Annotated in this window: 2 protein-coding genes (1 of these 2 cut by a window edge); both read left to right on the forward strand. The window is 72.5% G+C overall.

The window, feature by feature from the left end; all coding sequences use genetic code 11:
- Nucleotides 1-113 precede the first annotated feature (113 nt).
- The gene (locus AB0I73_RS04350; RefSeq protein ID WP_363033754.1) at nucleotides 114-13,979 is read left to right on the forward strand and encodes an SDR family NAD(P)-dependent oxidoreductase; all 13,866 of its coding nucleotides are present in this window, start codon (nucleotides 114-116) and stop codon (nucleotides 13,977-13,979) included.
- On the forward strand, nucleotides 13,976-14,282 hold the 5' end (the start) of the coding sequence (locus tag AB0I73_RS04355) for an amino acid adenylation domain-containing protein (RefSeq protein ID WP_363033625.1). It continues 22,745 nt past the right edge of the window; only the first 307 of its 23,052 coding nucleotides appear in the window; the start codon lies at nucleotides 13,976-13,978; the stop codon falls past the right edge of the window. The genes AB0I73_RS04350 and AB0I73_RS04355 overlap by 4 nt, the downstream gene beginning before the upstream one ends.

The following is a 14,282-nucleotide window of genomic DNA, read 5'->3' on the forward strand; positions in this document are numbered from 1 at the left end:
GCACGCCGGACATCCTGCGGCCGATCCGAACCGGGCTGATCGCCGAGCCCGAGGAGCCCGGGGGGCCCGACGAGCCCCGTCGCCGCACCGGACCCGCCGGCCGGGATGAGGCCGTGGCTCGCCCCGCGGTCGTGGGACAGCACGACGACCGCGACATCGCGATCATCGGCATGGCCTGCCGACTGCCCGGTGGCATCGAGGACCCCGTCGGCCTGTGGCAGCTCCTCGAAGGAGAGCGCTGCGCGGTCGGGACGCTGCCTGACGGACGCTGGCAGTGGCCCGAAGGCATCGGCCCCGACACCCACCCCGGGATCGACCGCGGTGGATTCGTCGCCGAGGCGGGAACCTTCGAGGCGCCCCTCTTCCGCATCACGCCCTATGAAGCGCAGCGCATGGACCCGCAGCAGCGCTGGATGCTGGAACTCGCCTGGGCGTGCCTGGAGGACGCCGGATATCCGGCGGGCGTGATCGCCGGCACACCGATGGGCGTCTTCGTCGGTGCCAGCGGGTCGGACTACCAGCGGACCATGGACACGGACCGGCTCCCCGTACGGGCGCACAGCGGACTGGCGACCTCCATGGCGATCATCGCCAACCGCGTCTCGTACTTCTACGACCTGCGCGGCCCGAGCGTCCAGCTGGACACCGCGTGCTCCAGCTCCCTGGTGGCCGTGCACACGGCGGTGCGCGCCCTGCGCGCGGGGGAGTGCACCACGGCCCTGGTCGGGGGCGTCAACCTCCTGTGCCACCCGGCGAACAGCATCGCCTACCACCAGGCGGGCATGCTGTCGCCCGACGGCCTGTGCAAGACCTTCGACGAGTCGGCGAACGGCTATGTGCGCTCGGAGGGCGGCGCCGTCCTGCTGCTGAAGCCGCTGGCGGCGGCGCTCGACGACGGCGACCACGTGCATGCCGTCATCAAGGGCAGCGCCACCAACCACGGTGGCCAGGCGGGCGGCCTGACCGTACCCAGTGCGTCCATGCAGGCGAGCCTGGTCCGGGCGGCGCTCGCCGACGCGGGCGTGGCCGCCTCCGACATCAGCTACGTCGAAGCGCACGGCACCGGCACGGCGCTCGGCGATCCCATCGAGGTCCAGGGGCTCGCCCGGGCCTTCGAGGGGAGCGAGGCGCCATGTGCCCTCGGATCGGTGAAGACGAACCTGGGGCACCTGGAAGCCGCCGCCGGCATCACCGGACTGATGAAGATCGTGCTGTCCATGCGGCACCAGAAGCTTCCCGCCTCGCTTCATTTCTCGCGGCTCAATCCGAAGATCACCCTGGAGGGCACGCCGTTCTCCGTCGCCCAACGGCTCGCCGACTGGGACCTTGACGGCCGCCCCGCCCGCCTCGCCGGCGTCAGCAGCTTCGGCTCGGGCGGCAGCAACGCCCATGTGATCGTCGCTCAGGCGCCCGCCCTCACCCGTGAGGAGGCAGCCGGGCACGGTGAACCGGCCTCGGCCGGACGAATCCCGTCCGTGGTCGTGCTCTCGGCGGAGACCGAGCCGCAGCTCGTACGCCAGGCGGAGCTGCTGCTCGCCCATCTGCGGCGTGAACGGCCGACCGACGCCGACCTCAGGGACCTCGCGTACACGACGCAGGTGGGCCGTGAGGCCCTGAGTGAGCGTCTCGGTCTGCTGCCGACGGATGTCGCTTCGCTCGAACGCCTCCTGGAGGCCGTCGTATCGGGTGACACGTCCCCGCCCGCCGTTTTTCGGGGACGCGTGAAGAGGAACGGAGAGGCGACCCCGGGCATTGGCTCTGCGGACCCGGAGGATCCAGAGGGCTCCGAGGGCTCGGACCGCTCGCCCGGCGAGCTGCTGGCTGCATGGGTGCGGGGCGCGAAGGTCGACTGGGAAGCACTCCACCAGGGCGTCGAGCGCCCTCGGCGCGTTCCGCTGCCCACCCACGCCTTCGCGAAGAAGCGTTACTGGCTCGACCGCGCCGGGGCCGGGGAAACGAAGAAGCGGGAGCGGCGTCACCCGTTGGTGCAGCGCGAAGCCGCGGCGGGCGGCACGGACGTGGCCGTCTTCGGTTCGACGTTCACCGCGCGGGCCCCCTTCCTGCGCGACCACCGTGTGGGCGGCGAGCCGGTGCTGCCGGCCGTCGCGTACCTGGAGATGGCACGCGAGGCCGTCGACCGTACGCTGCCGGCGACGGCGGGCGGGGCCTCCGCGCTGTGCCTGGAGAACGTGGTGTGGTCCCGCCCCATCGTGGTGCGGGACGAGGAGCGGACGGTGCACACCGTCCTGACGGGCGGCGCGGGTACCGCCGTGGACGGCTCGGGGACCGAGGCAGACGGGGCAGGTCGGGTGTCGTACGAGATCCGTACCACCCCTCCCTCCGAGGGGGCGCACGTGGTGCACTCGCGGGGCGTGGGGTCACGACGGGGCGTCATCCCGCCGGCCCCGCTCCCGATCGAGGAACTGAAGTCCCGCATGCGCGCGGCGGCCTTCGGAGCCGACGAGTACTACAAGGCATTGCGCGCCGCAGGGCTCGACTACGGCGACACCCACCGCGCCGTACGGTCGGTCCACCTGGGAGAAGGGGAACTGCTGGCCTCCCTCACTCTGCCCGAGGACGCCGTCCCCACCCTGGAGGACTACGTACTGCACCCCAGCCTGCTCGACGGCGCGCTGCAGGCGGCGTTCGCACCGGAGCTCCACGCCGCAGCAGGGCCCTGGAGCGCGCCCCTCCCCTTCGCCCTGGACCGTCTCGACGTGTTCGCAACCACGCCGGTGTCCGCATACGTCTGGATACGCGAGGTTCCGGGCGCATCGAGCCAGGTGCAGCGGCGGGACCTCGACCTCTGCGACGAACAGGGAAGGATCTTCGCGACACTGCGGGGCTACTCCATGCGGAAGAACACGGAACCGGCCGAGGCGGCCGTCACAGGAGAAGTGACGCTGTTCCGGCCCGTATGGCGCGAACAGGCCGTCGTCGCGCCCACGGCGACGCCGGACGTACACCCCGGGCACACCGCGCGGCTGGTCCTCGCGTGCGGTTTCGAGGACCGGCTGGGTGAACTGCGCGCCCTGGCACCGCACCTGTCCTTCGTGGAACCGCCCGAGGAGAACGGGTCCGCCGCCCCCGTCCGGGCCACGGTCGAGGAATGGGCGGTCGAGCTGCTCCGCACGGTCAAGGGCCTCCTGCTCGGCAGGCCCACGGGCTCCGTGCTCCTTCAGGTGCTGACGCCCTCGCAGGGCGAGGGAGCGACGCACCAGGCGTTGTCCGGCCTGCTGAAGACGGCGCGACTGGAGAACCCCGTCCTGGTCGGGCAGGTCATCGCGGTACCCGCCGGTTCCCCAGCCCCGTATCTGGTCGAGAAGCTGGAGGAGAACGCCCGCTCGTCCGAGGATCACCGGATCAGCCATGCCGACGGTGTCCGCACCGTCCTCGGCTGGGAGCCCCTCCCTGAGGCCGGGGCTTCCGGAGCCGCCGATGACGAGGCCCCGGTGACGTCCCGGCCGGTGCGGTGGCGAGCCGGCGGCGTGTACCTCATCACCGGTGGCACGGGCGGCCTGGGGCCGGTCTTCGCCGGGGAGATCGCCCGGCGGGCGAAGGGCGCCGTGATCTGCCTGACCGGCCGGTCCCCGCTGAGCCCCGAGAAGGACGCCGTGCTGGCCGCACTGCGTGCCGAGGGCGCCGAGGCGGAGTACCACGTCCTGGACGCGGCCGACGGGCCGGGCACCGCGAGGCTCGTCGCCGAACTGGTGCGACGCCACGGTGCGCTGCACGGCGTGATCCATGCCGCAGGCGTGATCCACGACAACTTCCTGGCGAAGAAGCCGGTAGCGGAGTTCCGCCGTGTCCTGGTGCCGAAGCTTGACGGCTGCCGGAATCTCGACGAGGCGACCAAGGACGCCGACTTGGACTTCTTCGCACTGTTCTCGTCCATCATGGGCGCGACCGGCAACGTCGGGCAGAGCGACTACGCCGTGGCCAACGCCTTCCTCGACGAGTTCGCGCGGCAGCGTGGGGCACTGGTCGACGCGGGCCGGCGCAGCGGTCGTACCGTGGCCATCGGGTGGCCGCTGTGGCACAGCGGAGGGATGGGGGCCGACGAGTCCACCCGCCGGGCACTGCGGGTGCGCAGCGGGCTGCTGCCCATGACGACCGATGCCGGTGTCGCGGCCTTCCACCGTGCGCTGAACAGCGGTGAGACCCATGTGGTCGTAGGGGCGGGGGAGGAGGCGCGCCTCCAAGCCCTTCTGAACGGGGACGAGGAACGCGGCCGATCGGGCGAGCCTGCCGCTCGCCCGCCCACCACGGCGGTTGCCGCCGGTGTGCCGGCCGTCTTCGGCGCGGGGGGCGCGGACGGTGCCGCCGGCGCACGTGAGGCCGACGGTGTGAGTACTGCCGAGGACGACCGTGCGCTCCAGGCGCGGACGGTGCGCTTCCTCAAGGAAGAACTGTCGCGCTTCACCCAGCTGCCGCTCGCCGAGCTGGACGAGGACGAGCCGCTCGGTTCGTACGGCATGGACTCGATTCTGGCGACCGAGCTGACGGCCGGCCTGGAGACGACGTTCGGCCCACTGTCCAAGACGCTTCTCTTCGAGTACCACACTCTCGCCGAGCTGGGAGCCCACTTCGTGGCCGGCCATCGGGCCACCCTGGCCGCGCTGTTCGCCCGCACCGGGGAACCGGCCGTTCCGTCCGCCGCCACGGCGGACCTCGCGCTCGCCTCCGCGTCCCCCGCCGAGCCGGCCGTGCCACCTGCCCTCTCGTCCCCCGCCGGCGCCGTTCGGGAGGTCGCCCGCGGCGCCGGGACGCAGCAGTCCGCAGCGCTGGACATCGCGATCATCGGTCTCTCCGGCCGCTATCCCGAAGCACGCGACCTGCGGGAGTACTGGCAGAACCTGCGGGACGGACGTGACTGTGTCGTCGAGATCCCGGAGGACCGCTGGGACTGGCGTGCGTACTACTCCGAGGACCGCACCCGGTCCGGCCGCCACTACAGCAGGTGGGGCGGGTTCATCGCCGAGGTCGACCGTTTCGACCCGCTGTTCTTCAACATATCGCCGCACGAGGCGGACTACCTCGACCCCCAGGAGCGGTTGTTCCTGGAGCACGCCTGGACGGCGATGGAGGACGCCGGCTACACCCGGGAGCGGCTGCGGCGCACCGGCGGTGAGGCCGGCGAGGGCCAGGTCGGCGTGTATGCCGGAGTGATGTGGGGGCAGTACCAACTGCTGTTCCCCGGTGGGGACGCCGTCCGCGGCAACCCGAACGCGATCGGCAGCAGCTACGCCAGTGTCGCGAACCGCGTCTCCTTCGTGATGAACCTGCACGGCCCCAGCATGACCGTGGACACCATGTGCTCCAGCTCACTCACCGCGGTGGAGCTGGCCTGCCGGGACCTCCGCCAGGGCCGCACCAAGCTGGCCTTCGCGGGCGGGGTGAACGTGACCGTCCACCCGAACAAGTACCTGGCCCTGAGCGCCGGGCAGTTCATCTCCAGCAAGGGGCACTGCGAGAGTTTCGGCATCGGCGGGGACGGCTACGTCCCCGGCGAGGGGGTCGGTGTCGTGCTGCTGAAGCCGCTGCACGACGCCGAACGCGACGGCGACCACATCTACGGTGTCATCAAGGGCAGCGGCGTGTCGCACGGTGGCCGCACCAACGGCTACACGGTGCCCAACCCACGTGCGCAGCAGGCCGCGATCCACGGTGCGCTTCGGGAGGCCGGGGTCGACCCGAGGACCATCAGCTACGTCGAGGCGCACGGCACCGGGACCAAGCTCGGCGACCCCGTCGAGATCACCGGACTGAGCCAGGCGTTCAGGACCGCCACCGCCACCGCCACCGCCGCCACCGGCGACAGTCAGTACTGCTATCTCGGTTCCGCGAAGTCCAACATCGGACACTGCGAGAGCGCCGCCGGGATCGCCGGGCTCACCAAGGTGCTGCTCCAGCTCCAGCACGGCCAGATCGCACCGTCGCTGCACTCCGCGACGCTGAACCCCCACATCGACTTCACCCGTACCCCGTTCGTCGTCAACCAGGAACTGCGCGACTGGGTGCGGCCGGTCGTCGACGGCCGCACCCACCCGAGGATCGCGGGGGTCTCCTCGTTCGGCGCCGGCGGCTCGAACGCGCACCTGGTGGTGGCCGAACACGTGGATCTGCGTCCCGCACCATCGACATCGGAGCGGACACCGCTGCTCTTCCCGCTCTCCGCCAAGAACGAGGAGCGGCTGCGCGTGTACGCGGGTGGACTGCTGCGCTTCGCTCGCGAGGCGGAAGCGGTCGGTTCCCCGAGGACCACCCCGGCGGACCTGGCCTACACCCTGCAGGTGGGGCGCGAGGCGATGGACGAGCGGCTCGGTGTGACCGCCGACTCGTTCGCGGCGCTCGCCGGGAAGCTGGAGCGGTACCTGACGGGCGAGGACTCGGTCGAGGGCCTGTACCGGGGCAACGCCAGACGGGACAGGCAGGCCCTCTCGCTCCTCCCCGCCGAAGAGCTCGCGGAGACCCTCGACAAGCTGGCGGAGCGCGGCAAGTCGGCCGAACTCCTCGAACTGTGGGTACGCGGCGCAACGCCCGACTGGCAGCGACTGCACACCCGTACGACCCCCGCCCCCCGCATGATCAGTGCGCCGACCTACCCGTTCGCCCGTGAACGGCACTGGATACCGGAGACGGCGCAGGTGATCGAGGCAGGGCCCAGGACCCGGGCCGGTTCCGCGAACGACGTCCGGCCCGCGACCGATACCGACGCCGGTTCCCCGGCGGGGCTCGAACCCCGTACCCGCGCGGCCCTGTTCCTGACCAAGCAGTGGCGGCCGACCCCGATCGGTACCGCACGGACCCGGCACACCGCCGTCGTCGTCCTGCACGACCGGTCCACCCGGCGGCTCGCCGAAGTCCTCGCGGGACTGTTCGACGACGCGACGCTGCTGGAGGCCGTCCCGGGCGCCGAGACCGCGCTCGCGCAGCGCATCGGCAGTTGTTCGGCCTGGATCGACCTCACCGGCATGGCGGCGACCACCGGCGGGGACGGAACCCCCGGGCCGGACACGGCCCATGGGATCAGCGATCACCAGCCGTCCGGCCGGGCGCTGGCGCTGCTGCAGAGTGTCCTCGACGCCAAGGCGTCCCGGGACATCCGCCTGCTGTACGTGACCCAGGGCCTGGAGACACTGGACGTGTCCGCACCCGCCCGGGCACACGCACCGGCGCCGGTGCCCGGGCCCGACGGTGAGCGGGTGAACCTGGCCGGTGCCGCGCGTGCCGCGCTCTACCGGTTGCTCCAGAGCGAGTACCGCGGCCTCACCTCGTGCCACGCCGACCTGGATCCCGCCGTGCGCGAGGACGCCGAACTCGCGGCGGTCATCCATCGTGAACTCTGCGACGAGAGCGGCGAGGCCGAGGTCTGCTACCGCGCGGGAGTACGTCACACCCCGGTGCTCGCCGAAAGTGCGCCGGTGACGGCGCGAACCGCCCGGCCGTACTTCGCCGAGGACGAGGTCCTCCTCGTGACGGGCGGAACGCGCGGCCTGGGCCTGCTGTGCGCACAGCATCTGGTCGAGCACTACGGCGTGCGCCGACTGGTCCTGACGGGCCGTGAGGCCCTTCCCCCGCGTGCTCGGTGGGCCGATGCCGACGCCTGCCCGCCTTCGGTGCGCGGGAAGATCGACGCCGTCCTGGCGCTGGAGGCGCGTGGCGTCGAGGTGCGCGTCCTCACGCTGCCGCTGGACCGCGCCGCCGAGGTGGCCGCGGGCATCGCGACGATCGAGGCGACGCTGGGGCGTGTCACCGGTGTCATCCACGCCGCCGGGCTGATCGACACCCGCAACCCCGCGTTCGTGCGCAAGCCCGTCCCGGACATCGCCCGCGTCGTCTCCCCGAAGATCGAGGGCACCCGTAACCTGTTGGCCGCCCTCGACGCGCGGTCGCTGAGGTTCGCCGTCCTCTTCTCGTCGGTCTCCGGGGTCGTCCCCACGCTGGGCGTGGGCCAGAGCGATTACGCGATGGGCAACGCCTTCATGGACTACTTCGCGCAGGCGTACGCCGCCGACCTGCCGATCACCAGCGTCCAGTGGCCGAGCTGGCAGGAGGCCGGCTTCGGTGAGGTGACGAACCAGGCGTACACCGACACGGGGCTCCTGAGCATCACGAACGCCGAGGGCCTGGCGTTCCTGGACGAGATCCTGGTCGCGCGGCGGGGTCCGGTCGTCATGCCGGTCCGGGTCGACACCGGGCTCTTCGACCCGGGTGCGCTGCTGGCCGGGCGGCCGGCGGTGCCCGGCGCCCGGTCGCAGGCGCCCGCCATCCCCGCGCCCCGGGCTCCTGCCGCCGCCGCGGCGACGGCACCGGTGTCCGCGTCCGTGGCCGCCCCTTCGCCCGCCGGCGGCGGGTCTGCCGTGCAGCGGCTCACCGGCTTCCTCAGCGATACGTTCGAAGGCCAGCTCAAGCTCAAGCCGGGCCAGCTGGACGCCGAGACCTCGTACGCGGACTACGGCGCCGACTCCATTCTCCTGGCGCAGGTCCTGCAACAGATCCGGCAGCGTCTCGACGTCCGGCTCGACCCGTCGACGCTCCTGGAGTACCCGACCCTGAGCGAACTCGCGACATGGCTGCTGAACACGTACCCGGCGGAGATCGCCGCGCGGTTCGGTGACGAGCCGCAGCGCGCTCGCGTGGACGAGGAGGCGGCGGGGGGCGTGGAGGAGAAGCGGCCCGACACCCCGGAAGGCCGGTCACCGGCCGCCTCGCCTGCCCCGGCCGCAGCAGCTCCCCGGGCCGAAGCACCTGCCCCGGCCGCAGCCGCTCCCCGCGCGGCCGTGCCGGTCGCCGAGGGCGGGGGCGAGAGGGGGCGCGGCACGGCCGTCGCCGTCATCGGCATGGCCTGCCGGCTGCCTGGCGCGCCCGATGTCGACGCCTACTGGGACCTGCTCTCCCAGGGCCGTTCCGCCGTCCGCGAGGTCCCCACGAGCCGCTGGGGACACCCCACCGGCTTCCACGCCGGACTGATCGACGACGTGTTCGGCTTCGATCCCGGCTACTTCCTGCTGCACGCCGAGGACGTCCGCGCCATGGACCCCCAGGCCTTGGTGCTGCTGGAGGAGAGCCTCAAGGCCGTCCACCATGCCGGGTACCGGCTCGGGGAGCTGGACGGTACCCGTACGGGTGTGTACGTCGGCGCCCGCAGCCACAGCCGGACCGACGACGCCCTCGTCGGCGAGGCGCGCAATCCGATCATGGCCGTCGGGCAGAACTACCTGGCCGCCAACGTCTCCCAGTTCTTCAACTGGCACGGCCCCGCCATGGTCATGGACACGGCCTGCTCGTCCTCGCTGGTGGCGATGAAGGTCGCCACCGACGCGCTGGCGGCGGGCTCGATCGACCTGGCCCTGGTCGCGGGCGTCAGCCTGCTGGCCGACCCCTCTGCCCACGAGCTGTTCCGCCGTCGTGGACTGCTCCGGGAGGACGGGGAGTTCCACATCTTCGACCGCAGGGCCGACGGCGTCGTCCTGGGCGAGGGTGCGGGTGTCGTCGTACTCAAACCGCTGGCCCAGGCCGAGCGGGACGGCGACACGGTGTACGCCGTGGTCGAAGGCTTGGCCATCAACAACGACGGCCGGACCGCCGGACCGGCGACCCCCAACCTGGCGGCCCAGAAGGAGGTCATGCGGGAGGCGCTCCGTCAGGCCGACTGCCGACCGGACCAGGTCGCCTACCTGGACGTCAACGGCTCCGGTTCCGAGATGACCGACCTCCTCGAACTCAAGGCCATCGAGGCGGTCTACGGAGAGGACCGGACCGGACCTCTGCGTCTCGGCTCGATGAAGCCCAACATCGGGCACCCGCTCTGCGCCGAAGGCATCGCCGCCTTCATCAAGGTGGCGCTCATGGTGCACCACCAGCGCATGGTGCCGTTCCTGTCCGGCTCCCAGCCCATGGAGCACTACACGCCCGACCCCGCCCGCCTCGACTTCCCGAGGCACGCCGCTGCGGCGGACCTGCCGTACGCGGCACTGAGCAGCTTCGCCGACGGCGGCACCAACGGTCACGTCGTCGTGGGGCACCGTGTGCCCCGTCTTCCGGCGCGCCGCCGCCCGGTGGAGCTCCCTGAGCTCAACCGGACCGACGTACGCACCGGTGAACGCGTCGGCGCCGCCCCGCCGATGGTGTGGACACGGCGCATCGACGCCCGGGACGCCGTCCTGGACGGCCACCGGGTCTACGGGCGGCGACTGCTGCCCGGCCTGGCGTGGATCGACCTGCTGTACGGCTGTTTCGCGGAGACGACGACAGGGCTTGCATACCGCGAGCTCTCCCTCCGGGACGTGACCATCTACCGGCCGCTGGCTGTGGACGCCGACGGTTCTGTGGAGATCCGCGTCGAGGCGCGCGCCGAGACCCCGGACACCTGGCGCATCACGGTGACCGATGCCGTGGCGCAGGGCTCCGGCCCCGGGCCCGGCCCGGTCGCGACGCCGTACGTCACGGCCGAGATGCACCGGGACGCGGGCGAGGCCACCGGCTTCGGGGCGAACGTTCCGGACGAGGTGCGGGCCGTGCTGCGCGACGCCGACGGGCGGGCGCGCGACCTCGAGGAGATCTACGGGGACTTCCGCGCCCAGGAGCTCGTCCATTCCGGCTTGATGAAGGCGGTCGGCGCCGCGCACACCGGCCCCGACGACATCTGGCTGCGGGTCGCCGTCGACGAGCGGGCCGCGGACCGTGACCGGAGCGAGCGGTTGTTCCACCCCGCTTTGATCGACGGCAGCGCGGTGGCGGCCTGCGCGGTGGCCCTGGGCGAGGTGACCACGGGCAGTGGCCCGGCGGACGGCGAGCGGCGCCTGTTCCTGCCGCTCCACTACGCCTCGTTCCGGGCCGGGGCCCCGCTGGGCCGCGCCTGCTACACGCGGGTGCGACGCGACTCGGTCGAGCGGCGGGAGGAACTGCTCACCTTCACCATGGAGTTCTTCGACACCGCGGGGCACAGGATCGGCGAACTGGCGGACCTCACCACGAAGATGGTGCGCGACGCCGGACACATCGATCCCGCGCGCCGTGACGACGGGACGGGGACCGGTTCCGCTCCCCGAGCCAGAACCCGGACCGAATCCGCCTCCGGAATCGTCGCGGCCTCGGACCGGGCCGGCTCCGCCGACCGGGACGCGACTCCGCTCCCGCCCGGCGGGGTCGGCGCTGTGGTGACCTCGGTCCTCGCCACCCGGCTCGGCGTCCTGGCGGACCAGGTGGACATGCACACGAGTTACTACGCCCTCGGCCTGGACTCCGCCACCCTCCTGCGGACGGCGGGGGAGATCGGGGAGCGGCTCGGGGCGAGGCTGTCCCCGACGCTGCTGTTCGAGCACCCGACAGCGGCCGAACTGGCCGCGCATCTCGCACGCCACCACCGTCCGCGTCCGACGAGTCCTGCCCGGCCGACGGAGCCGGTCGTGTCGACGCCGTCCGAGCCGTCCCCGGTGCCGGCCGCGCCCGTCGCGCCGGCCGCGGGCGGCGGGGAGCCGCCCGTCGGCCCGGCGCGCGAGTCCGGTGAGGGCGACATCGCGATCGTGGGCATCGCGGGCCGGTACCCGAAGGCGGCGAACGTCGCCGAGTTCTGGGAGAACCTCAAGGCCGGACGGGACTGCGTCACCGAGGTACCCGAGAGCCGGTGGCCGCGCGACACCTTCGACGGGGAGCGCACCCCGTCCGGACGGAAGATGTCCGCCTGGGGCGGCTTCCTCGACGACGTCGACTGCTTCGACGCCGAGTTCTTCGGGATCCCGGCGGACGAGGCGGCCCTCCTCGACCCCCAGGAACGGCTGTTCCTGGAGGTCTGCTGGGAGGCCATCGAGGACGCCGGGTACACACCCGCCGGCCTCACCGCCTCCGGCGGTGACGAACCGCGCCGGGCGGTCGGCGTCTTCGCCGGGGTCATGCACAAGGACTACGTGCTGGTTCAGCACGAGGCGGCGCGACCGGACGGCCGCAGCGGGCAGGGGCCCGCTCCGCTGTCACTGAACGCCGCGTCCATCGCCAACCGGGTCTCGCACTTCTGCGACTTCAGCGGTCCCTCGATGGCCGTCGACACCGTGTGCGCCTCCTCGCTCAGCGCCGTGCACCTGGCGGTCGAGAGCCTGCGGCGCGGCGAATGCCGGGCCGCCCTCGCGGGCGGTGTCAACCTTTCGCTTCACCCGGGCAAGTACCGGACCTACGGCGCGCTGGAACTGCTCGCGAGCCAGGCACCGGCCCGCTCGTTCAGCGCCGGAGGAGACGGCTACGTCTCCGCCGAAGGCGTCGGGGCGGTGCTCCTCAAACCGCTGGCGCTGGCGCTGGCGGACGGTGACGCGGTCTACGCCGTCATCAAGGGCAGTGCGGTCAACCACTCGGGCCGCACGCCTGGCATCCGTGTGCCCTCCGTCGCCGCCCAGGCCGCCCTCATCGAGGACTGCCTGGACCGCGCGGGCGTCGATCCGGGGTCCCTCGGCTGCCTCGAAGCCCACGGCACGGGCACGGAGATCGGTGACCTGATCGAGATCCAGGCCCTGCGGCGGGCGTTCGAGAAGTACACGGACGCCAAACGCTTCTGCTCGCTGGGGTCCGTCAAGTCCGCCATCGGGCACGCCGAAGCCGCAGCCGGGATCAGCGGGCTGACCAAGGCGGTGCTCCAGCTCCACCACCGGACGCTGACCCCGTTGGTGCGGGCGGAGCGGACCAACCCGTACCTCGGCCTCGACGACTCGCCGTTCCGCCTGCAGACGGAACTGGAGGAGTGGCCGGCGGGCGGCCCCGGTATGCCGCGGCGAGCCGGGGTGAGCGCCTTCGGCGCCACCGGTGCCAACGCCCACATCGTCCTCGAGGAGGCGCCCTCGGCGGCCGGAGCGACGGCGCGCGACGTGTACGAAGGCCGGCCGACGCCCGTGCTCGTACCGCTGTCGGCGACGGACGGCGAACGGCTGCGTGCCTACGCCGCCAGGCTGGCGGGCTTCCTGGAGACGGAGGAAGGGGCGGCGGCGGACCTCGTGGCGCTGGCCCACACCCTCCGGACCGGTCGGGTCGCTCTGGCGGAACGCGCCGTGGTCCTCGCGCACGGGCTCGACGAGCTGAGGAGCGCCCTCGACGCCATCGCCCGGGGCGCCGACACCGGTGCCGGGAACGTGTGGCGGGGCCGGGGCAGCGAGCAGCCCCGGGACGCACGGCTCCTGGACGAGGACGACCTGCGCGCGGAACTGGTCGGCCGCTGGTCGTCCCAGGGCAAGTGGGACAAGATCGCCGAACTCTGGATCGAGGGCTACCCGGTCGACTGGAGCGCACTGCACGACACGGCGCCGCCCCGGCGTCTGCATCTGCCCACCTATCCCTTCGCCAGGCAGCGGCACTGGGTCGCCCTCCGCCGCGGTGAGGGGCTCTCGTCCGAGCGGCCGCCCGCCGTGACCACCGAGCCGGTGAGCGGCAGCGGGTCGCTCGCGGTCGAAGTGCCGGCGAACAGCGCGCGGATCGCGGAGCCCGTCGCGCCCGCGCCGGAAGGCGGCGGCGTCCACTGGCGGTTCGTACCCGAGGGTGAGGAACTGCCCGCACGGTCCATGGACAGGGCACGCTCCGAGTCCACACCCGAGGAGAAGGCGCGGGGCTTCCTGCGGCAGCTGGTCGCCGCCCGGCTGGGACGGCCGGCCCGGGAGATCGGCATCCACACCGGTCTGATCGACCTGGGGCTGACCTCGTTGGGGGCTGTCGGCCTGACCAGGGACCTGGTCGCCACGGTCGACCCGGGGTTCCTGCCCAGCACGCTGTTCGAACACGGAACGGTCGCCGAGCTGGCAGCGCACCTGGCCGTGCGGCGTCGTGCGGAACTGTCGCGCCTGGTGGCCACGGGGACCGAGGAACAGCCGCGCCCCCACCAGCCCGAGCGGGCGGAAGGCCCGCAGCCGGAGGTCCTGGCGGTGCTTGAGCGCCTGCAGACCGGCGCCCTGCACCTGGACGACGCCATCGCGCTCCTCGACACAGGAAGAAGCGAGAAGTGAAGCACGAGCTCAACGCCCTCATCGCGGACTACCGGGCGGGCAGGGTCAGCGGCAGTGAGGTCGGGGACCTGCTGCGCGCGCTGCGGCAGCAGCCGTCGCAGGGGCGGCCCGCCCCGTCCGGTTCCGGGGTGCGCACCTACGGGCTCTCCGAGGGGCAGCACGGTCTGTGGGCGCTCCAGCGGGCGTACCCGGACATGGCCGCGTACAACGTGCCGCTGTGCTTCCGCGTCGTCGACCTGGACGTACCGGCCTTCCAGGAGGCCTGCCGGGTGCTGGTGGCACGCCATCCGGTGCTCAGCACGG

Origin of the sequence: Streptomyces sp. NPDC050388, assembly GCF_040655635.1 — a bacterium.
In the GTDB taxonomy this organism is placed as follows: domain Bacteria; phylum Actinomycetota; class Actinomycetes; order Streptomycetales; family Streptomycetaceae; genus Streptomyces.